The following is a 20,226-nucleotide window of genomic DNA, read 5'->3' on the forward strand; positions in this document are numbered from 1 at the left end:
CCGCAGCTCCGCAACCACCGCCGCCCGCACCGGTGCTGGGCCCGGCACCCGCACCGGCGTCCCGTGCAGCCTCCGGTCCCGTGTCCGGTGCCGCATCCGCAACGGAACCGGCCGAGGCAACCGAACTCCCGGCCCCGCAACCGGAGAACGACCCCGAGCCCCCCGACGCCACCCGTCGCCGGCGTGAATTCGCCGCCGTACTCGGCGAGTTCCGCCGTACCCCCGTCCTCCTGCCCCTCGTCGAGGACGACGCCCCCCTGGTCGCCGACTTCGGCGGCATCCGCTGGATCTACGCCTTCTCGCACGAGGAAGCGCTCGCCAGGTTCGCGATCGCGAGGGGTGAGGCGGGGCGTGAATGGCCGTACCGGCGGGTGCTCGGCGCGCGACTGCTGGACGTCGGGACCGTCGTGGCCGGGGTGCCGTGCGGCGTCGCGCTGGACGTCGGCAGCGAGGGCGGGGGCGTGCTGTTCCCGCCCGTCGAGGGCATCGTGCCGGACGAGGCGGCCGTGGACACGGACGGGGAGGGACGACGGTGAACACCGATCCGGTGGAGCGCAAGCCGGCCGCGGGTGCGGCGAAGGACCTGGAGACCGCCGGCATGGCACAGGTCGCCCAGGGCATCACCCAAACCCTGGACGAACTACGGGAGATCGGCATCGACAGCCTCGCGGGCGCGGGCCGGGGCTTCTCCGAACTCTCCCTGTCCGGCCTGGAGTTGGGCCACGGCGAACTGCGCTCGGAGTTCTCCTCGTTCTGTGAGCGCTGGGACTGGGGCGTGCGCTCACTGGTGGCCCAGGCGAACGCGTTCGCCGAATCGGTGGGCCTCGCGGCGGGAACACTGCACGAGACGGACCAGTACGTCAGCGGCTCGCTGAAGGTGCTCGCCAACTCCGCGCTGGGCGGCAGCCCTTACGCCTCCGAGGAGGAGGTGGAGGGCAAGAGCTGGAGCGACATCGCCCGCAGCCAGTACGACACGCTCAGCAACCCCGACTACAGCGCGGAGTCCGTCGTCAAGGCGACGGAGACCGCGAAGCAGGGCTGGAAGGACGCGGCCCGGGACGTGCTGACGTCCGAGACGCTGGGCCCGATGGGGCCCCTGGGACCTACCCCTGAAGGACTACGCCGCGCGGCCGGGATGAGTGAGAGCGACTACGAACAGGCGCTGGACCGAACCCTCGGCCCCTCACCCGAGGAACGGGCCAGGCAGGCTGAGCAGGAAGGGCAGACGGGCTGATGGGGCTCGACGACCTGGTCAACTCCGGCCTGGGCAAGCTCGAAGAGGGCTGGAACGCGGGCAAGAAGATGCTCGGCGAGGGTATCGACAAGGGCAGCGAACTCGTCGGCGACGGCCTGGAGAAGATCGGCGCGGGCGGCCTCGCCGACAAGGTCGAGGACCTCGGCGACAGCATCGCCTCCGACCTGGGAGCTACGCCGGGCGAGCAGGACCTCGGCTCCACCGACCAGGCGAACGAACTGGTCCACGGCAACCCGAAGGCCATCACCGCCTCGGCGAAACACCTGCGGGACTTCCAGAAAGCCTTCGACACGGTCGCCTCGGGGCTGAAGAAGGTGGACTCCGCCTCCTGGACGGGCGAGGCGGCCGACACCTTCCGCGAGAAGTTCGTACGCCACCCCGAGCGCTGGCTGAACGCCGCTGCCGCCTGCGAGCAGGCCGCCGTAGCCCTGGAGAGTTACGCCGGAACGGTGACCTGGGCGCAGGGTCAGGCCAAGGAGGCCATCGACCTCTACGCGCAGGGCAGGAAGACGTCCGAGCAGGCGCGTGAGTCGTACAACAAGAAGGCCGACGCCTACAACGCGAAGCTCGCCGCCGACCAGGACCCCGGCCCGCGCCCAGCCCCCTTCACCGACCCCGGCACACCCCTGATCGCCCGCGCCCGCGAGGTCCTCGCCGAGGCCCGGCGCCAGCGCAACTCCGCGGGTACGACGGCCGCGAGCAGCGTACGGGCCGCCCTGGCCCACGCCCCCGCGGAGCCGCCGCCCCTGGCCCGCCTCAAGGCCGACGTCGCCGACGGCATGCTCGCCGCCAACACGGAACTCCTCCATGTCGCCGGCGGCGTGGTCAAGGGCACCGGTGGCCTCGTCAACTTCGCCCGCGGCCTCAACCCCACGGACCCCTACAACCTCACCCATCCGGCGGAATACCTCCAGAACGCCAGCCTCACCCTCTCCGGCCTGGTCTCGGCCGGCGCCCAACCCGGCCGCACCCTCAACGCGATGTGGGACGGCTTCAAGAAGGACCCCTCCGAGGGGACGGGCCGTTTCATCCTCGATCTGGTCGGTTCCAAGGGGCTGGGTGAGGTCAAGGGGGTCGTGCGGGTAGCACGGGAGGGGGCGGAGACGGCCGCCGAACGGGCGGCGGTGCGCAGTGGGACGAAGGAAGCGGGCGAGGCTTCCGCACGGGACACCGTTTCGGACGGCCCCAACAGATCGGCCCGCGAGGGAGAGAGCGTCGAGAGCAAGGGGTCGGACCCCATCGACTTCGCCAGCGGCAAGATGTATCTGCCGCAGACGGACGTCACCCTCCCCGGCCCCCTACCCGTAGTACTCAAGAGGCGCGTGGAGTCCGGCTACCACCTCGGCCGCTGGTTCGGCCCCTCCTGGTCCTCGACCTTCGACCAGCGCCTGGAGATCGATGCCGAGGGCGTCGTCTTCGTCACCGAGGACGGCCTGCTCCTCGCCTACCCCCATCCCGCGCCAGGCGTCCCCACCCTCCCCAGCCACGGCCCCCGCCTGACCCTGGACCGTGAGGACGGCGGCTACACCGTCACCGACCCGCTCACCGGCCGCGTCCGGCACTTCGGCGACCGGGGAGGCGACCTCGCGGTCCTGGAACAGATCGACGACCGCAACGGCAACTGGATCACTCTCCAGTACGACGCTGAAGGCACCCCCTTGGGAGTGACCTCCAGCTCCGGCCACGACGTCCGCGTCACCACCACCGAGGGCCGCATCACCGCTCTCCGCCTGGCCCTCACGGGTGAGGTACTCAAGAGCTACAGCTACACGGACGGCAACCTCACCGGCGTCGTCAACTCCTCAGGGCTACCCCTGCGCTTCACGTACGACGAAGCGGGCCGCGTCACCTCCTGGACCGACACCAACGACCGCGGCTACGCCTACGAGTACGACGACCAGGACCGCTGCATCGCCGAGACCGGCGAGGCGGGCCACATGGCCCTGCGGGTCACGTACGACGACACCGACCCCGAGACCGGCCTCCGCGTCACCACCACGACGACCGGCGAGGGCCACACCCGCCGCTTCCTCATCAACGACATCTTCCAAGTCGTGGCGGACATCGACCCGTTGGGCGCCGTCACCCGCTACCGGCGCGACCGCTACAACCGCCTGCTCTCCCACACGGACCCCCTGGGACATGTCACGTCGTTCACCTACGACGAGCAGGGCAACCCGACCTCGGTCGTGCGCCCCGACGGCCGCGAGACCAGAGCCGAGTACGACGCACCAGGCCTCCCGGTGAAGCTGGTGAGCCCGGACGGCTCGGTACTCCGCCAGACGTACGACTCCCGAGGCAACCGCACCTCACTCACCACCCCCAACGGCCGTACCACCCACTTCACTTACGACGAGGCCGGCCACCTCACCACCGTCACCGACCCCCACGGTCACACGACGACGATCGTCCCCGACCGCGCGGGCCTCCCCCTCCGTGTCACCGACCCCCTGGGCGCGACCACCCACTACACCCGCGACCCCCACGGCCGCCCCACCACGATCACCGACCCCACCGGCGCGGCCACCCACCTGGAGTGGACGACCGAGGGCCACCTCTCCCGGCGTACGGCGGCGGACGGCACGAGCGAGTCGTGGACGTACGACGGCGAGGGCAACTGCACTGCCCACACAGACCAGTTGGGCGGCGTCTCCCGCTTCGAGTACACCCACTTCGACCTCCTCACCGCCCGCACCGGCCCCGACGGCGTCCGCTACGAGTTCGACCACGACACGGAACTCCGCCTCACGAAGGTCACCAACCCCCAAGGCCTGACCTGGAGTTACGCCTACGACGCGGCAGGCAACCTGACGACGGAGACGGACTTCGACGACCGCGTCCTCACGTACACGTACGACCCCGCCGGCCGCCTGACCTCCCGCACCAACACCCTCGGCACGACCGTCACCTTCGAACGCAACCCCCTCGGCCAGGTCACCTGCAAGGATGTGGCAGGCCAAGTCGCCACATACGCCTACGACTTGACTGACAACCTCGCCCTCGCCACCGGCCCCGACGGCACTACCCTCACGATCCTCCGCGACCGCTTCGGCCGCGTCCACTCGGAGACGGTCGACAGCCGCACGATCACCTACACGTACGACGACCTCGGCCGCCGCACCGGCCGCACGACCCCGACCGGCGCCACCACCACCTGGTCGTACGACGCGGCAGGCCGCCGCACCAACATGCTCGCCTCGGGCCGGTCGATCGACTTCACGTACGACGACGCCGGCCGCGAACTCACCCGCCACATCGGCGAGTCGGTCACCCTGGCCCACACCTTCGACCAACTCGGCCGTCTGGCAACGCAGTCGGTGACGGGCGCGACGGGCCTACCGGTCCAGCACCGCTCGTACACCTACCGCGCCGACGGCAACTTGACCGGTATCGACGACCAGTTGACGGGCTCTCGCCGCTTCGACCTGGACGCGACGGGCCGTGTGACAGCGGTGCACGCCGCCAACTGGACGGAGACGTACGCCTACGACGCGGCGGGCAACCAGACCCGGGCAACCTGGCCGGCCACCCACCCCGGCCATGAGGCGACCGGCGACCGCACCTACACGGGCACCCGCATCACCCGCGCGGGCCAGGTCCGCTACGAGCACGATGCGCTGGGCCGCGTAACCCTCCGCCAGAAGGCCCGCCTCTCGCGCAAGCCGGACACCTGGCGCTACGCATGGGACCCGGAAGACCGCCTCACCTCGGTCACCACCCCCGACGGCACGCGCTGGCGCTACACGTACGACCCTCTGGGCCGCCGCACAGCCAAACTCCGTCTGTCCTCAGACAGCGAAGCGATCGTAGAACGCGTCGATTTCACCTGGGACGGCACCACCCTCTGCGAACAGACCACGACATCCCCGGACCTCCCGAACCCGGTCACGACCACCTGGGACCATCGGGGTCTGCATCCTATCGCCCAGACAGAGCGCATCACGGCAGCCGACGCCCCACAAGAAGAGATCGACTCCCGGTTCTTCGCGATCGTCACAGACCTGGTCGGTGCCCCGACCGAGTTGATCGGTGAGCAAGGGGAAATAGCGTGGGCTACGCGTAGCACGCTGTGGGGAACGACTGCATGGGGGGCGAACAGCACCGCATTTACACCGTTGCGTTTCCCCGGTCAGTATTACGATCCGGAGACCCGTCTTCACTACAACTTCTTTCGCCATTACGACCCCGAGAATGCCCGGTATCTGACACCTGATCCTCTGGGTTTGGCGGCTGCCGTCAATCCTGTGACGTACGTAGACAATCCGCATACGTGGGGCGACCCCTTGGGGCTTGCCCCCAAGGGGTGCGGCGAAGATCCTACACACAAGAAATCTGAGAGCAGGAACGCCGCTTTCCGTGAGGCGAAACGAGATCTTGAGATTCCTGTGTCGCAGCAGCCTGATGAGATTCGAAGGGTTCCGATGGTGAATCGGAATGGGCACCAGATCATGGATGGTGGAAACCCGGTGATGACCAGGGAGTACGTGTATACGCGTAACGACGGAAGTAGAGTGATCATCCAGGATCATGGATTCGGTCATTACTATAATGAAGGGGGTGTGGGCGACCAGGGTCCTCATTTTAATGTCAGGCCGTGGAGCAACCCCAGGACTGGTAAGGTGCCGGGAACTGCTCAGCACTACGAGTATTGAACACGATTATGCGCTAGGGGTTTGAGATGGCATGGGCATCCCTGCTTCACAATTCGGAAGGTATCAGTGCTGTCTACGGTGGAGATGTTCCTGACCTCCGTGATGTACAGGTGCATGAGGTGGCCCTTCTCCGTGATGGCCCTACTTTGAAAATTCGACTTGATCTGCCTGGGTATCCTGAAGCGCCGCCGCGGAAGTGGGCGCTTCAGGGTTTCAATACGGTGCAGGTCGAATTTTCCTTCGGGGCTCTTCGGGAAGTGTTGGTGGAAGGGTTCTCCGTAGAGGTCAGGGCGGATATTTCTGTCGGGGAGGAGGATGGCAGGGTGAAGCTTGGAGTTTCGGCTGAAGGTGTTCGCATTGAGGCGGTTGCCGAAACTTTCTATCTGTCCAAGATCTCGGCTTACACAGATGGCCCCTCGTCGGCTCTGTGAGGAGTGTTAGCGAGGGTGAATGAAATTGAACTCGGGTGTCTGATTCAGTTGTGAGTCTCGACGAATTTATTGTGAACTCTCAGGTGTTGGGTTCGCTGTATGGGGATGCCATTGCGTTGGGCGGTGATCTCAGGCTGCGTTCTGTCAATTTGAGCTGGATCGGTCCCACGGTGACCCTGCGCGTCGATCTCGCTCATTTTCCTGTGGTGGTTCCGCAGGAGTGGCGGGATGCGAAGTTGGATACCGTTCAGTGTCAGCTCCAGTTTTTGGCTGTCGATCGCATGGCCATGGAGGGGTGGAATCCTCCGGTTCTCGCTCGGGTGAATGTTGTCGGACATCTGGAGTTTAGGCGTATTCAGGTCGAAGTTCGGACTGAGAAGAGAGAGGTTGCGCTTTCCTTTGAGTGTTCAGATTCTGTTCTTGTGGGGAGGGTGAGTGCTTTTAAGGTTCAGGGGGATGGGATGGATGGCGATTCTAGAGTTCATGTGAAGCGGCTGGATTCACGGCTCTACGGGACGCTTCCTGATACTTGCGAGAAGGTTTACTATGAGCGTTTCTGATTGGGGTCGGATCCTTGGTTCACCCGATGCTCTAGGGCCACTCTATGAAGGGGATGTGCCGGGTCCGGAGGAATGTAAGCTTTATTATGTTCATGTCGACGAAAGGGGGGCGTCGGTGACGGTCGGGCTTGAAACTCGGAGTGTTCCGTCGCGTCCTGATGAGGCATGGCGGGACAAGGTTTACAACACCCTGGAGTTTTATCTTCTGTTCTCGGGTGTCAGGGAGTTTTCGGTCAATCGTTGGAGTTCTGTCGAGGCTGCTCGATTTGATGTGGCGATTGAGGCGGGTGGTGGGGTTTCTGTTGTTCTTGGGAGTGAGGGCTCTGGTATTAGGTTCCGGGCCGATTCTGTTGGGTTGCAGAAGGCTCGGGTCTATCTTGCGGCTTCCGGGGTCGGGTAATCTGATCGTGTGGTTATTGTGTGCTGATGGGGGTGGGCTGGGGGTTTTCGTTCGAGGCGGCCAGGTGGCCGTATCGCGGTGACTCGTTGTGGTGATGGTGCGTGACCTCCCGGTGATCGGAATCTTTTGTTCGGTGGCGTTCGCTGGTCAATAGCGATCGTTATTTTTCGGGTTCGCCGGACAGGAGAGAGTTGTGATCAAGAAGGTTCTGGCTGGGGCGGCGTTGGCGTCTGCCGCGACCATGGCGGCCACGGGGGTTGCCTCGGCGACCACCTCCGCGGGGGTGGGGGCGGAGAACATGACCGCCACCAACGCCGGGGAGATGAACCACGCGGCTCGTGTCGCCTACGGGGACACGGCCAGCGGCAGCGGCACCGCGTCCGACTTTGCCACGCGTAACGGGGACACCGCCATCGGGGGTGACGCCCACGGGATTCTCAACACGTACGGCGCTCCGCTGGTCAACGTCGATCTGCGGTGTGCGGTGCCGAACGCGGAGGGTGTGGGCGGGAACGTCCTCGGCGGGTCGTCGGCGGCATGCCCCGTGGCGCCGGTGGACCAGTTCGAGGCGCCTCGCAGCCTCATCTGATCGACGGGTGAGTGACGTGGGAAGGGGTGGCTCTCGGTTCGGGCCATCCCTCCCCCGTGTCACCGGTGCGGACCGTCACTCGGATCAACTCCAGGACGGGGAGCCGTCCGCCATGTCGTACGGCATGGGGGCGCCCGTGGACGCGTCCAGCAGAACCCGGTCGGACAGCGGCCGGTCGAGGTCCACCCTCACCCGCTCCATCTTCAAGACGGCCGCGCACGCCCCGTCTCGAGGGTTCACCGTGTACGGCGACAGAACCACACTCCCCGGCGTCTCCAGCACCTCCACCCCGACCCCGTCGTCACAGGGACTGTGCGGCACGACAATGGTCAGGGCACGGCCCCGGATGCCCCCCACCTGACCCGCGAGCATCGACGAACTCACCGCGCCTATCGGCGACTTGGGGCGAGCGGAAGGGCGTACCGCCGCCCTCCTGATCGGCGAGGCGTACCCCTCCACCGTGAACAGCCACGCCGGTACGGTCGCCGGACCCCGGCTCGTCTGGAGCGGCATCGTCCCCAACGTCACGGCGGTGACCGGAACTTGGGTGGACGGACCCTCGTACCGGTCCAGCGCCTCGTACGCGGTGCTCGCCGGAGTGAGCGGAACCTTGAGCGTCGAACCGTCCGGCCACCTGACCTCGGCGTCGGGCCGGGGGAGTGGAGGGAGCGTCGCTCGTAGAGTGACCAGCGGGTTCCTGAGCCCCTCGGGGAGCGCCGTCCAGTCACCCAGCGGGTGGTACCCGGCACGCCAACTCGCCTCCGCCCGCGAGCCGTTCCACGCGGCGGCCACCTGCCGGGCGCGTTCGGTTCGTTGCGCGGGGTCCGGGGAAGTGCTGTGCCTCCCCGAGGTGGTCGTTTCCTCGCCGCACGCGGCTGCCAGCATCGTCAGGGCCACGAGGGCCAGAACAAGAGAGCGGCGCATAGGGGGCCTCCAGTGCCTCGGTCGAGACTGAGACGCCGGAGCCCCCGCAGACGTTCGTTACCCCCAACTCCCCTACCCGTCCGAATACTTCGCATCAGCCGCCGGATCCACAGCCAACCGATACCCCCGCTTGACCACCGTCTGAATCAACTTCGGCGCCCCAAGCGCCGTACGCAACCGAGCCATAGCCGTCTCCACCGCATGCTCATCCCGCCCCGCCCCCGGCAACGCCCGCAGCAGATCCGCCCGCGCCACCACCCACCCCGGCCGCCGCGACAACGCGCGCAGCAGCGACATCCCAGCAGGCGGCACCGGCTTCAACTCCCCGTCCACCAGCACCGCATGCCCCCGAATCTCGACCCGATGCCCGGCGATGGGCAGAGCCCGCGCCCGCCCCGGCAACTCCTGGCACAGCAACTGGACCAGCGGCCCCAACCGGAACCGCTCCGGCTGGACGGTGTCGACTCCCGCCGCCTGAAGGGGAAGCGCGGTCACCGGCCCCACGCACGCGGGAAGGACGTCGTGCTGGAAGGCCGCGAGCAGCTCGCCCAACAGACCCCGCCGCTCCGCACGCGACAGCAGCGAAGCCGCGGCCGGAGCACTCGTGAACGTCACCGCGTCGAGCCCCCGCGAGATCACCGCGTCCAACAACCGGTCCAGCGGCGCGAGATCCTCCGGCGGCATCCACCGGTACACCGGCACCCCCACGACCTCCGCCCCCGCGACCCGCAGCGCCTCCACGAACCCCGGCAACGGCTCCCCGTGCAGCTGGACGGCGATCCGCAGCCCCTCCACCCCCTGCTCAAGCAGCCGGTCCAGCACCTCCGCCATCGACTCGCTCGACGGCGACCACTCCTCCGTGAGCCCCGCGGCGCGAATCGCGCCCTTCACCTTGGGGCCACGCGCCAGCAGCTCCACCGTGGACAGCCGGGCCAGCAGCGGCTCGCCCAGACCCCAGCCGTCCGCCGCCTCGATCCAGCCCCGGAAGCCGATCGCCGTCGTCGCGACGACGATGTCCGGCGCCTGGCCGAGGAGGTCCTTCGTCGCGGCCAGCAGATCGCTGTCGTCCGCCAGCGGCACGATCCGCAGCGCGGGCGCGTGGACGACGGCCGCGCCCCGGCGCTGGAGCAGCGTGCCCAGCTCCTCGGCGCGGCGCGCGGCGGTCACGCCGACGGTGAAGCCGGCGAGGGGGCCGTGTTCCGGTCGCTGTTCGTCGTACATAGTCACTCTCGTCCCGCTCGGAGCCCCGGGTGTCCCCGCGATGAAAATCTCACGAATCCCGCGAAGCGGCGAAGCCTCACGGGACGCCGCCCACGGAACGCCGCCCATGAAGCGCCGCAGACCGACGAGCCTGTCAACGCCGCGTGACAGGCTCGGTTCCGGTCGGTGTCGCCCGTGTTACGTCACACCTTCGCGTAGCTGAGCTGCGGCTTCGTCTCCGAAGCGGCATCCGGGGCGGCGATCCGTCCCGCCGGCCGGCGAAGGTATACGGCCCACGTCACCAGGAAGCACACCGCGTAGAACGCGAGGAACGCGACGAACGCGCCCGTGCCGGAGCCGTACGACAGGAACGACTGGCGGAACGCCATGTTGATGCCCACGCCGCCCAGCGCCCCGACCGCCCCGATCAGGCCCATCGACGCGCCCGACAGACGCCGGCCGTACGCCGCCGCCTCCTCGCCCGCCAGGCCCTTGGCCAGCGCCTTCGTCTGGAAGATGCCGGGGATCATTTTGTACGTCGAACCGTTGCCGAGGCCCGTCAGGACGAACAGGACCACGAACACGGTGACGAAGAACGGCAGCGACTTCTGGATGCTCGCCACGATCAGCGCCGCCGTCGCCGCGGCCATGCCGATGTAGTTGTACAGGGTGATGCGCGCACCGCCGTACCGGTCCGCCAGCCAGCCGCCCACCGGGCGGATCAGCGAGCCCAGCAGGGGGCCGATGAACGTCAGGTACGCCGCCTGGAGAGGCGTACGGCCGAACTGGTTCGTCAGGACCTGGCCGAAGGCGAACGAGTAGCCGATGAACGAGCCGAACGTGCCGACGTACAGGAACGACATGATCCAGGTGTGGCCGTCCTTCGCCGCGTCGATCGCCGCGCCGGTGTCGTTCTTCACGGACGTCAGGTTGTCCATGTACAGGGCGGCCAGCGTCGCGGCGATCACGATCAGCGGGATGTAGATGCCCAGCAGGACCCTCGGGCCGCCGCTCGCGCCGATCACCGCGAGGGCGATCAGCTGGATGACCGGTACGCCGATGTTGCCGCCGCCCGCGTTCAGGCCGAGCGCCCAGCCCTTCTTGCGGAGCGGGAAGAACGCGTTGATGTTCGTCATCGACGAGGCGAAGTTTCCGCCGCCGATCCCCGCGAGGAGGCCGACCAGCAGGAAGGTGTTGAACGACGTGCCCGGCTCCATCACCGTGAACGCCGCGATCGTCGGGATCAGCAGCAGTGCCGCCGAGACGATCGTCCAGTTACGGCCGCCGAAGACCGCGACCGCGAAGGTGTACGGGACGCGGACCACCGCGCCGACCAGCGTCACCATCGACGTCAGCAGGAACTTGTCCGCCGGGGTGAGGCCGTACTCCGGGCCCATGAACAGCACCAGCACCGACCACAGCGTCCAGATCGAGAACCCGATGTGCTCCGACAGGACGGAGAACAGCAGGTTCCGGCGGGCGATCTTCTCCCCGCCGGCCTCCCAGAACGCCTCGTCCTCCGGGTCCCACTCCTCGATCCAGCGCCCCCTTCGGGTCGCTGTCTTCTCAATGCCGGGGGATGTCATGACGCCTCCACGGTGGGTCCTGGACTCCGCTGCTGTCCCCGAAGGTAGGGATCACGCATTTCCAGGCTGTGCCTGCGGGTGACCGGAAGGGAACGTTGGTCTCACCGCGCGGGGGGATGGTTTGAGAGGTCCGCGCGGTACGCGTCAGTGATGGGGGTGGGGTCGGGGGCGCGGGGGCACGGCGAGCCCGTTGCGGGGACGATGGCCGCCCGTTCCCAGGGAAGCCCGCAACCGACTGTGTAAGCAACGGGCTGCGCCGCACCCCCGCACCCCACTCCCCGCCGTACGCGGCTGCCGCGCCGTGGGCCATCCCGTCTCGCTTCCCGCCGGTTCGCGACTGCTCCACTGCGTTCGGCTCCTGCCGCCCGTCGGCCCACCGCGCGTCGTCTTGTTCCGGGGTACGTCGATGAGGGGCCCCAAGTCGCCGGCCACCGCAAGCCGGTCTCGCCGCGCGCGGCCGGTCGGCGGGGCGGGGCGTCGGCGGGCGGCTTCCTGCTTCGGGGGCTGCGGTTCCCGCCCGGAGGGCTCCCGTGCCCGGCCCTCCCGTGCCCGGCCCTCCCGTGCCCTGGAGGGAGGGCTCGCGCCCGGTATCCAGCGCCCCGGAGAGACCTCACGCCGGGGGGCTGCTCCCCGGCGGTTCCGTGCCCCGGAGGGCTCCGCGTCCGGAGGGGGCTCGCGTCTGAGGGCCTGCGCCCCGGGGAGCCTGCGCCCCGAGGGGTCTCGTGCCTGGGGCCCGCGCCTGGGGCCCGCGCTCTGGAGGGTCCCGTGTCCGGGGAGGGGGCTTCCGCATCCGGTTCGGCCGTCGTCCGTGAGGCGGCTTCGCCTCCGCCGGTTCACGGCTTCCCGCCTGCGGCGAGGCTCTGCCCGGCCTGCTCGGGATCGCCCCCGCCAGGCACGCGGCTCCCTGCCTGCGGCGAGGATCTGCCCGGTCCCCTCAGGATCGGCCCCGGCCGGCACGGCGCTTCCTGCCTGCGGCGAGGGATCTGTCCGGTCTGCTCGGGGCCGCCCATGTCACGTACGCGGCTTTCCGCCTGAGGCGAGGATCTGCCTGGTCTGCCCGGGATCGCCCGCGCCATGTACGCGGGTTTCCACCCCCGGAGAGGATCCGCCCGGCCCCTGGCAATCGCCCTCGCCAGGCACGCGGCTCCCTGCCCACGGCAAGGATCCGCCCAGCCCCCCCACAGCTGTCCCCGCCCCCACGCCCCTTCCCACCTGCGGCGAGGATCCGTCCGGCCCCCTCGGGACCGTCTCCGCCAAACACGCCGCTCCCCGCCCACGGCAAGGACCCGCCCAGCCCCCCCACAACCGCCCCCACCCCCACGCCCCTTCCCGCCTGCGGGAATTGCTCTCCGCCCTGCTCCCACCACACGCACCCGCCCCCCACACCACCGGCCCCCCGACTGCCCTCCCCGCCCCGCGCCCCGACGATTCGCGGTGTCCCACCCCCGCCGGAGCCCCCTCCGCCGCGGCCGAAACGTGTGGGAGGGGTTTCGGGAGGGAGGGTGGGCAGGCACTGTGGAGAGTGCCGGGAGCTGGTGGGGCCCGGTGGGTGTTCTCTGTCCGTCTCTGGGTGGTGACAGGCTTATGGCACTGCGTGTGGGGAGTTACGCATCCCGGTTCGACGCGGGACGCGTGTGTCTGGACCTTCTGGCGACCAGCCATCCCCATGAACGCCTCGACGACGTGGGCGCGTTGACCGGGTGGATCTCCGGAGTCGGACTGGTCCCCGCCGGGACGGCACTGGTGCGTGTCGACGCGACCTGGCTCGTGGCGTTCCGTGAACTCAGGGGCGCCGTGGGGAGGTTGGTCCAGGCGAGCCTCCAGCCCGACGGGACGCCGTACGACCGCCCCCTCGCCCACCTCAACGAGGCCGCCCGCCCCGCCCCACCGACCCCCCGCGCCGTCCTCCTCGACGGCACCCTCACGAAACAGCTCCTCGACCCCCCGACCTGCCCCGCCCTCCTCGCCACCATCGCCCGCGACGCCCTGGACCTCCTCACCGACCCCACCTCCCGCTCGGCGCTCCGCCAGTGCGAGGGCGACAACTGCCCCATCGTCTACCTGGACACCTCCCGGGGCCGGCGCCGCCGCTGGTGCTCCAGCGAAACCTGCGGCAACCGCGAGAGGGTGGCCCGCCACCGCCGCAGGACGGCACTGGCGAGGGCGTGAACCCCTCACCCCGCCCCCGAAGTCGCCCCACCTCGCTCCCGAAGACGCCCCCCACCCCACCCCTCACGCACGTGATGACTTCTGTCGCCCGGCGTTGAAATCTGTGCCGTTCCGCCCCACCCCCCGGCATCCCAACAGCCCCCGGTCCGCCGATCCCCGCCCGGAAGCTCACCTTCAGCGGCGGGATCTCGCCACCCCGCCTCGCCGACGGGTGGGCCGGCGTGACGGGCAGACACCCCCGACCCGGCCCCAAGGGTGCTTGCAAGTCCACCCACATCGCATAAGGCCACGCCAACTCACGTTCGCCGCCCAGTAACCCCGCAGACAGCCCGTGAAATCTCGTCCAGTGGACGCCGGTTCACCCAGACAAGGCACGAACGCACCCCCTGACACCCCGTCAACCACCCCCCAACCTGTCCCACATGACCCTTTCGCCGCGAACCGCCGCATCGATCCCCCGACCCGGTCGAAGTGATTTCGACAACACCCCGTTTCACTTGTGCGCCGCACGGGCACGTGGCGCGATCTTGTCGATGTGGCGGAAATGTAAAGAACCGCGGGTGGGAATGTGCGTCCATGTCCACCTCGTCACGGCACCACGAGGAAAAATGTCGAGCCCCTTGAACACTCCCGCACCCCCGCCCGTACTCGTGGCGGAGCGACCGACTGGGGGAACCCCCGGACATCGGAGGTGGGCGTGCGCAAGGATTCCGTCGTGGCCAATGAACGTGGATCGAGGGCCCGACATCGCATGTCCCAGCCCTCGGAACCTGATGAGGAGCTGATGCGTGCCCTCTATAGGGAACACGCCGGACCTCTACTCGCATATGTCCTGCGCCTGGTCGCCGGAGACCGCCAACGCGCCGAGGACGTCGTACAAGAGACACTCATCCGTGCCTGGAAGAACGCCGGACAGCTCAATCGAGCCACCGGATCGGTACGCCCCTGGCTGGTGACGGTCGCCCGGCGCATCGTCATCGACGGACACCGCAGCCGGCAGGCCCGGCCGCAGGAGGTCGACCCGTCACCGCTGGAGGTCATCCCCGCGGAGGACGAGATCGACAAGGCGCTGTGGCTGATGACCCTGTCGGATGCGCTGGACGACCTGACCCCGGCCCACCGGGAGGTGCTCGTCGAGACGTACTTCAAGGGGCGTACCGTCAACGAGGCGGCGGAGACCCTGGGCATACCCAGCGGCACCGTCCGTTCCAGGGTGTTCTACGCCCTGCGCTCGATGAAGCTGGCTCTGGAGGAGCGGGGGGTGACGGCGTGATGAGCGTGTACGGGGGACAGGGCGGCGGATTCGGCATAGGTGGTCCGGGTATGTCTGGACCCATGAGCCCCAGGCAGGGAGCCCCCGCTCCCAACGAGCACGAGACCGTCGGCGCCTACGCCCTCGGCATCCTCGACGACGCCGAGGCGACCGCCTTCGAGGCCCACCTCGCGGGCTGCGAATGGTGCGCCCAGCAGCTCGACGAGCTGGCCGGCATGGAACCGATGCTCGCCGCGCTCGCGGACCTCCCGGGCACCGGCACCCCCGCCATCGGCGAGTCGCTCTCGGCCAAGCCGAGCCCGCGCCTGGTCGAGCGGCTGGTCGATGAGGTCGCGGACCGGCGCGCGGTCAAACGCCGCCGCTCGTTCTTCCTGGTCGCAGCCGCTGCCGCGCTCATCATCGGCGGCCCGCTCGGCGTGATGGCCGCGACCGGCGGCAGCGACGACGGCGGCGGCAAGACGGGCGTGGTCGCCTCCGCGAACCCCGCGAAGGACGTCTTCGGCACGCTCTCGGCGAAGACGACCGCGACCGACGCGACCACGAAGGTCACCGGCACCGTCGCCACCGCCAAGAAGGCGTGGGGCACCGAGACCGTGATCGAACTGAAGAACGTGACCGGTCCGCAGAAGTGCGCCCTGATCGCCGTAGGCAAGAACGGCGAGAAGGAGACGGTCTCGACTTGGGCCGTCCCGGACTGGGGCTACGGCCTCCCGGACGCCAAGACCGAACAGGCCCGCAACCCGCTGTACGTCATGGGCGGTACGTCCATGGCGCCCGACCAGATCGACCACTTCGACGTCGTCACCCTGGACGGCAAGAAGTTGGTCCAGATCGACGCCTGAGCGCGCGTGACTTCCACCACCGGCCCCCTTTCGCGTACGGTTGACGGCTGCCCAGCACGTCAGAAGGGGGCCCGGTGGCCGCTCAGGCTCAACAGGGGACCGCGCTCGGATCAGCGGCCGACACGGAGCGGGATTCCGTACGGGACCGCGAGATCTGCGTCGAACAGGAACACCTCGACCGGGTCTACCGGCGCTTGGAGGAGAAGATCCACCAGGCGGAGTTCCTGCTGCACGACGCGTCCCAGCGCGGCCAGGTCGGCACGCCCGGCGCACTCGCCGAGCGGGACGCTCAGGTCTTCCGCGCCGGGATCCATCTCAACCGGCTGAACAACGAGTTCGAGGACTTCCTCTTCGGCCGTATCGACCTGCTCCTCGGCAAGGACGGCAAGAAGGGGCCCGACGGCGCCTACACCGCCGTGGAGCCCGCCGAGGGCGTCGTCCGCGAGGACAACACCGCCGACATCGCCGAGACGCTCCACATCGGCCGTATCGGCGTCCTCGACGAGGAGTACGCACCCCTCGTCATCGACTGGCGCGCACCCGCCGCCGCTCCGTTCTACCGCTCCACGCCGGTCGACCCGGGACGGGTCGTACGCCGCCGGGTCATCCGCTCCAAGGGCCGCCGCGTCCTCGGCGTCGAGGACGACCTCATGCGCCCCGAGCTGACGGCGTACCTGGACGGCAGGGAACTCCCCGCGATCGGCGACGGCGCGCTGATGGCCGCGCTCGGCCAGGCCCGTACGCACTCGATGCGGGACATCGTCTCCTCCATCCAGGCCGAACAGGACCTGGTCATCCGCGCGCCCGCCGCGTCGGTGGCGTACGTGGAGGGCGGACCCGGCACCGGCAAGACGGCCGTGGCCCTCCACCGGGCCGCGTACCTCCTCTACCAGGACCGGCGCAGGTACGCGGGAGGCATCCTCATCGTCTCCCCGACCCCCCTGCTGGTCGCCTACACGGAGGGCGTCCTGCCCTCCCTCGGCGAGGAGGGCCAGGTCGCGATCCGCGCGATCGGCTCCCTGGTCGACGGCGCGGAGGCCACGCTGTACGACTCTCCGGCCGTCGCCCGCGCCAAGGGCTCGTACCGGATGCTGAAGGTCCTGCGGAAGGCCGCGCGCGGCGCGCTGGAGCTGGGCCCCGGCGGCACCTACGCGGCCACCCGGCACCGGAACGGCCAGAACGGCCAGAACGGCCGCCCCGCACAGCTCGCCTTCGGCGAAGAGCCGTACGACGACGAGGCCGCCGGTCCGCCCACCCGCCTGCGCGTCGTCGCCTTCAACCGGCGCCTGGAGCTGGAGTCCGGCGCCCTGGAGCGCGTGCGCGCCACCGCGCTCAGCGGCACCGCGCCCGTCAACCTCCTGCGCCCGCGCGCGCGGAAGCTGCTGCTGGACGCGCTCTGGGAGCGGTCCGGCGCGGCGACCCGGCACACCGACCCGGAACTCGCCGCCGAACTGCGGCTCTCCTTCGACGAGGACGTGTCGACGGAGGACGCGTTCATCGCGTTCCTGGACGCCTGGTGGCCGGAGCTGACCCCGAGGGGCGTCCTCGCGGCGATGGCCGACGAGCGGCGGCTCGGACGCTGGGCGCGGCGCATCCTGAACCCCGGCGAGGTACGGCGCGTCGCGCGGTCCCTCAAGCGGGACGGCCACTCCGTGCACGACATTGCGATGCTGGACGAGCTCCAGGCGGTCCTGGGCGCCCCGGCCAGGCCGAAGAAGCGCCGCGACCTCGACCCCCTGGACCAGCTGACCGGCCTCGACGAGCTGATGCCGGTCCGCGAGGAGTCGCAGCGCGAGCGCGCCGAGCGGCTCGCGCAGGAGCGGGTGGAGTACGCGCACGTCATCGTGGACGAGGCGCAGGACCTGACGCCGATGCAGTGGCGGATGGTCGGCAGGCGAGGCCGTCACGCGACGTGGACGGTCGTCGGCGACCCCGCCCAGTCCTCCTGGTCCGACCCGGACGAGGCCGCCGAGGCCCGCGACGAGGCCCTCGGCTCCCGCCCCCGCCGCCGCTTCACCCTCACCGTCAACTACCGCAACCCCGCCGAGATCGCCGACCTCGCGGCGAAGGTCCTGGCCCTGGCGATGCCGGGGGCTCAGTCGCCGAGGGCGGTGCGGTCGACGGGGATCGTCCCGCGCTTCACGGTCGTACGGCGAACCCTCGCCGAAACGGTCCGCGAGGAGACCGCGCGCCTCCTGGACCAGGTGGACGGCACCGTAGGCGTCGTCGTGGCGATGAACCGCCGCGAGGAGGCCCGTCGCTGGCTCGACGGCCTCGGCGACCGCGCGGTGGCCCTCGGCAGCCTGGAGGCGAAGGGACTGGAGTACGACGCGACGGTGGTCGTCTCCCCGGCGGAGATCGCGGACGAGTCCCCGGCGGGCCTGCGCGTCCTGTACGTCGCCCTGACCCGTGCGACACAGCAGCTCACGGTCGTATCGGCGGACCGGGACGATCCGGACGGGAACGGCGTACCGGACCTGCTGCGGGACTAGATTGCTGTGAACTAGCCGGACGGGAATGGTTCGGTGGCGGGTGTTTGTTAGCCTTGCTGTGACACCGGCTCGATCCAAGCCCCCGGGCCCAACCTTAGTCGCTTCGAGCGACCACTTGCCGCGAGGCGAGCATGGCGGGCCGGTGTCACAGACGAAGTGGAGAGGCCCACGTCCCGCAGCGGACGTGGGCCTCTTCTCGTCGTGAACAAAAGGATCGCAATTCCGGCCGGGCTAACGCCTACCCGGCGGTAGGTGCGACCATCGGACAGCAAGATTCAGCCTTACGGTGAAAGAGGAAGTCGGCCATGGCAACGGCGCCCAGCGTCTCCTACTCGATGACGATCCGGCTGGAGGTACCCGCCGGAGGGACCGCCGTATCGGCCCTCACCTCCGTCGTGGAATCTTCCGGCGGCTCCGTCACCGGCCTCGACGTCACCGCGTCCGGCCACGAGCGGCTCCGTATCGACGTCACCATCGCGGCCACCTCGACCGTGCACGCCGAGGAGATCGTCGAGAAGCTCCGCGGCGTCGAGGGCGTCACCCTCGGCAAGGTCTCCGACCGTACGTTCCTGATGCACCTCGGCGGCAAGATCGAGATGGCGTCCAAGCACCCCATCCGCAACCGTGACGACCTCTCGATGATCTACACCCCGGGTGTCGCCCGCGTGTGCATGGCGATCGCCGAGAACCCCGAGGACGCCCGCCGCCTGACCATCAAGCGCAACTCCGTCGCGGTCGTCACGGACGGCTCCGCGGTCCTCGGCCTCGGCAACATCGGCCCCAAGGCCGCCCTGCCGGTCATGGAGGGCAAGGCGGCCCTCTTCAAGCGGTTCGCCGGCATCGACGCGTGGCCGCTGTGCCTGGACACCCAGGACACGGACGAGATCGTCGCGATCGTCAAGGCCATCGCCCCCGGGTTCGCCGGCATCAACCTGGAGGACATCTCCGCGCCGCGCTGCTTCGAGATCGAGGCGCGGCTGCGTGAAGCCCTCGACATCCCCGTCTTCCACGACGACCAGCACGGCACGGCGATCGTCGTCCTCGCGGCGCTCACGAACGCGCTGCGGGTCGTCGGCAAGGACGCCTCCGATGTGAGGGTCGTCATGTCCGGCGCGGGCGCGGCGGGTACGGCGATCCTGAAGCTGCTCCTCGCGGCGGGCGTCAAGCACGCCGTCGTCGCCGACATCCACGGCGTCGTGCACGCGGCCCGTCCGGACCTCGTCGACGCGCCCGCGGACTCGCCGCTGCGGTGGATCGCCGACAACACCAACCACGAGGGCCTCACCGGGACGCTGAAGGAGGCCGTGCGCGGGGCGGACGTCTTCATCGGGGTCTCCGCGCCGAACGTCATCGACGGGGACGACGTCGCCGCGATGGCCGAGGGCGCGATCGTCTTCGCGCTCGCGAACCCCGACCCCGAGGTCGACCCGGGTGTCGCCCGGCAGACCGCCGCCGTCGTCGCCACCGGCCGCTCCGACTTCCCCAACCAGATCAACAACGTGCTGGTCTTCCCGGGTGTCTTCCGCGGTCTCCTCGACGCGCAGTCCCGGACGGTCAACACGGAGATGATGCTTGCTGCCGCGAAGGCGCTGGCGGACGTCGTGACCGAGGGCGAGCTGAACCCGAACTACATCATCCCCAGCGTCTTCAACGACAAGGTCGCGGGAGCCGTGGCCGGGGCGGTGCGGGAGGCGGCGAAAGCGGCGGGCGCCTCGGCGTCGTAACCTTATCGATGCCCAGAGGCGGTCGCCTTCGTGATCGCCTTGTGGTTGTGAGACTTCCCACGGTCGATGCCCGGCGCGTCGCGGAACCGGCCCGGTCGGCGGTGACTCTAGGGTTGCGGCCGAACAGGC

The 20,226-nt window shown here is 69.3% G+C and carries 15 protein-coding genes; 12 read left to right on the forward strand and 3 right to left on the reverse strand.

Translation table 11 applies throughout. The features are described 5' to 3' along the window. Window positions 1–80: 80 nt before the first annotated feature. From J8M50_RS08185 to J8M50_RS08215, 7 genes are all read left to right on the forward strand, one after another. Window positions 81–536 carry a hypothetical protein gene (locus J8M50_RS08185; RefSeq protein ID WP_010355957.1) on the forward strand — a complete coding sequence of 152 codons (456 nt, stop codon included), beginning with the start codon at window positions 81–83 and terminating at the stop codon, window positions 534–536. After that, entirely contained in the window at window positions 533–1,234 is a 702-nt protein-coding gene (locus J8M50_RS08190) for a hypothetical protein (protein WP_010355956.1), read from the forward strand. The genes J8M50_RS08185 and J8M50_RS08190 overlap by 4 nt, the downstream gene beginning before the upstream one ends. Next, window positions 1,234–5,907, forward strand: coding sequence for a putative T7SS-secreted protein (locus J8M50_RS08195; protein WP_010355955.1), 4,674 nt, complete (start codon window positions 1,234–1,236; stop codon window positions 5,905–5,907). Before J8M50_RS08190 ends, J8M50_RS08195 begins: the two co-directional genes overlap by 1 nt. A 26-nt stretch (window positions 5,908–5,933) precedes the next feature. After that, complete coding sequence (locus J8M50_RS08200; RefSeq protein ID WP_075662322.1) at window positions 5,934–6,338, forward strand: Imm50 family immunity protein; 405 nt, start codon at window positions 5,934–5,936, stop codon at window positions 6,336–6,338. A 50-nt stretch (window positions 6,339–6,388) separates the two neighbouring features. After that, window positions 6,389–6,898, forward strand: a complete 510-nt coding sequence (locus J8M50_RS08205; RefSeq protein WP_075662320.1) for an Imm50 family immunity protein — start codon at window positions 6,389–6,391, stop codon at window positions 6,896–6,898. Next, a complete protein-coding gene (locus tag J8M50_RS50030; protein WP_075662318.1) occupies window positions 6,885–7,298 on the forward strand; it encodes an Imm50 family immunity protein in 414 nt (137 codons plus the stop codon). Before J8M50_RS08205 ends, J8M50_RS50030 begins: the two co-directional genes overlap by 14 nt. Before the next feature lie 193 nt (window positions 7,299–7,491). Continuing rightward, the gene (locus tag J8M50_RS08215) at window positions 7,492–7,887 is read left to right on the forward strand and encodes a hypothetical protein (protein WP_010352991.1); all 396 of its coding nucleotides are present in this window, start codon (window positions 7,492–7,494) and stop codon (window positions 7,885–7,887) included. A gap of 84 nt (window positions 7,888–7,971) precedes the next feature. Here the strand turns inward: J8M50_RS08215 and J8M50_RS08220 are convergent, their stop codons facing one another. From J8M50_RS08220 to J8M50_RS08230, 3 genes are all read right to left on the reverse strand, one after another. Beyond that, on the reverse strand, window positions 7,972–8,811 hold the full coding sequence (locus J8M50_RS08220; protein ID WP_010352990.1) for a serine/threonine-protein kinase: 840 nt from the start codon (window positions 8,809–8,811) through the stop codon (window positions 7,972–7,974). A gap of 72 nt (window positions 8,812–8,883) precedes the next feature. Beyond that, complete coding sequence (locus J8M50_RS08225) at window positions 8,884–10,032, reverse strand: uroporphyrinogen-III synthase (protein ID WP_010352989.1); 1,149 nt, start codon at window positions 10,030–10,032, stop codon at window positions 8,884–8,886. A gap of 182 nt (window positions 10,033–10,214) precedes the next feature. Next, complete coding sequence (locus tag J8M50_RS08230) at window positions 10,215–11,597, reverse strand: nitrate/nitrite transporter (protein ID WP_010361104.1); 1,383 nt, start codon at window positions 11,595–11,597, stop codon at window positions 10,215–10,217. A gap of 1,584 nt (window positions 11,598–13,181) precedes the next feature. Between J8M50_RS08230 and J8M50_RS08235 the strand changes: the two genes are divergently transcribed. The 5 genes from J8M50_RS08235 to J8M50_RS08255 all read left to right on the forward strand — a co-directional run bounded on the left by J8M50_RS08235 (window position 13,182) and on the right by J8M50_RS08255 (window position 20,097). Then, window positions 13,182–13,766, forward strand: coding sequence for a CGNR zinc finger domain-containing protein (locus tag J8M50_RS08235; protein WP_010356221.1), 585 nt, complete (start codon window positions 13,182–13,184; stop codon window positions 13,764–13,766). Between the two features lie 751 nt (window positions 13,767–14,517). Next, window positions 14,518–15,039 carry a sigma-70 family RNA polymerase sigma factor gene (locus J8M50_RS08240; RefSeq protein WP_010039908.1) on the forward strand — a complete coding sequence of 174 codons (522 nt, stop codon included), beginning with the start codon at window positions 14,518–14,520 and terminating at the stop codon, window positions 15,037–15,039. Between the two features lie 62 nt (window positions 15,040–15,101). Continuing rightward, complete coding sequence (locus J8M50_RS08245; RefSeq protein ID WP_010356223.1) at window positions 15,102–15,881, forward strand: anti-sigma factor family protein; 780 nt, start codon at window positions 15,102–15,104, stop codon at window positions 15,879–15,881. Between the two features lie 74 nt (window positions 15,882–15,955). Then, window positions 15,956–18,373: a HelD family protein gene (locus tag J8M50_RS08250; protein ID WP_010356225.1), complete on the forward strand. Its 2,418-nt coding sequence runs from the start codon at window positions 15,956–15,958 to the stop codon at window positions 18,371–18,373. A gap of 305 nt (window positions 18,374–18,678) precedes the next feature. Then, window positions 18,679–20,097, forward strand: a complete 1,419-nt coding sequence (locus J8M50_RS08255; protein ID WP_010356226.1) for an NAD-dependent malic enzyme — start codon at window positions 18,679–18,681, stop codon at window positions 20,095–20,097. Window positions 20,098–20,226 lie beyond the last annotated feature (129 nt).

It is taken from the genome of Streptomyces acidiscabies, from assembly GCF_020010905.1.
In the GTDB taxonomy this organism is placed as follows: domain Bacteria; phylum Actinomycetota; class Actinomycetes; order Streptomycetales; family Streptomycetaceae; genus Streptomyces; species Streptomyces acidiscabies.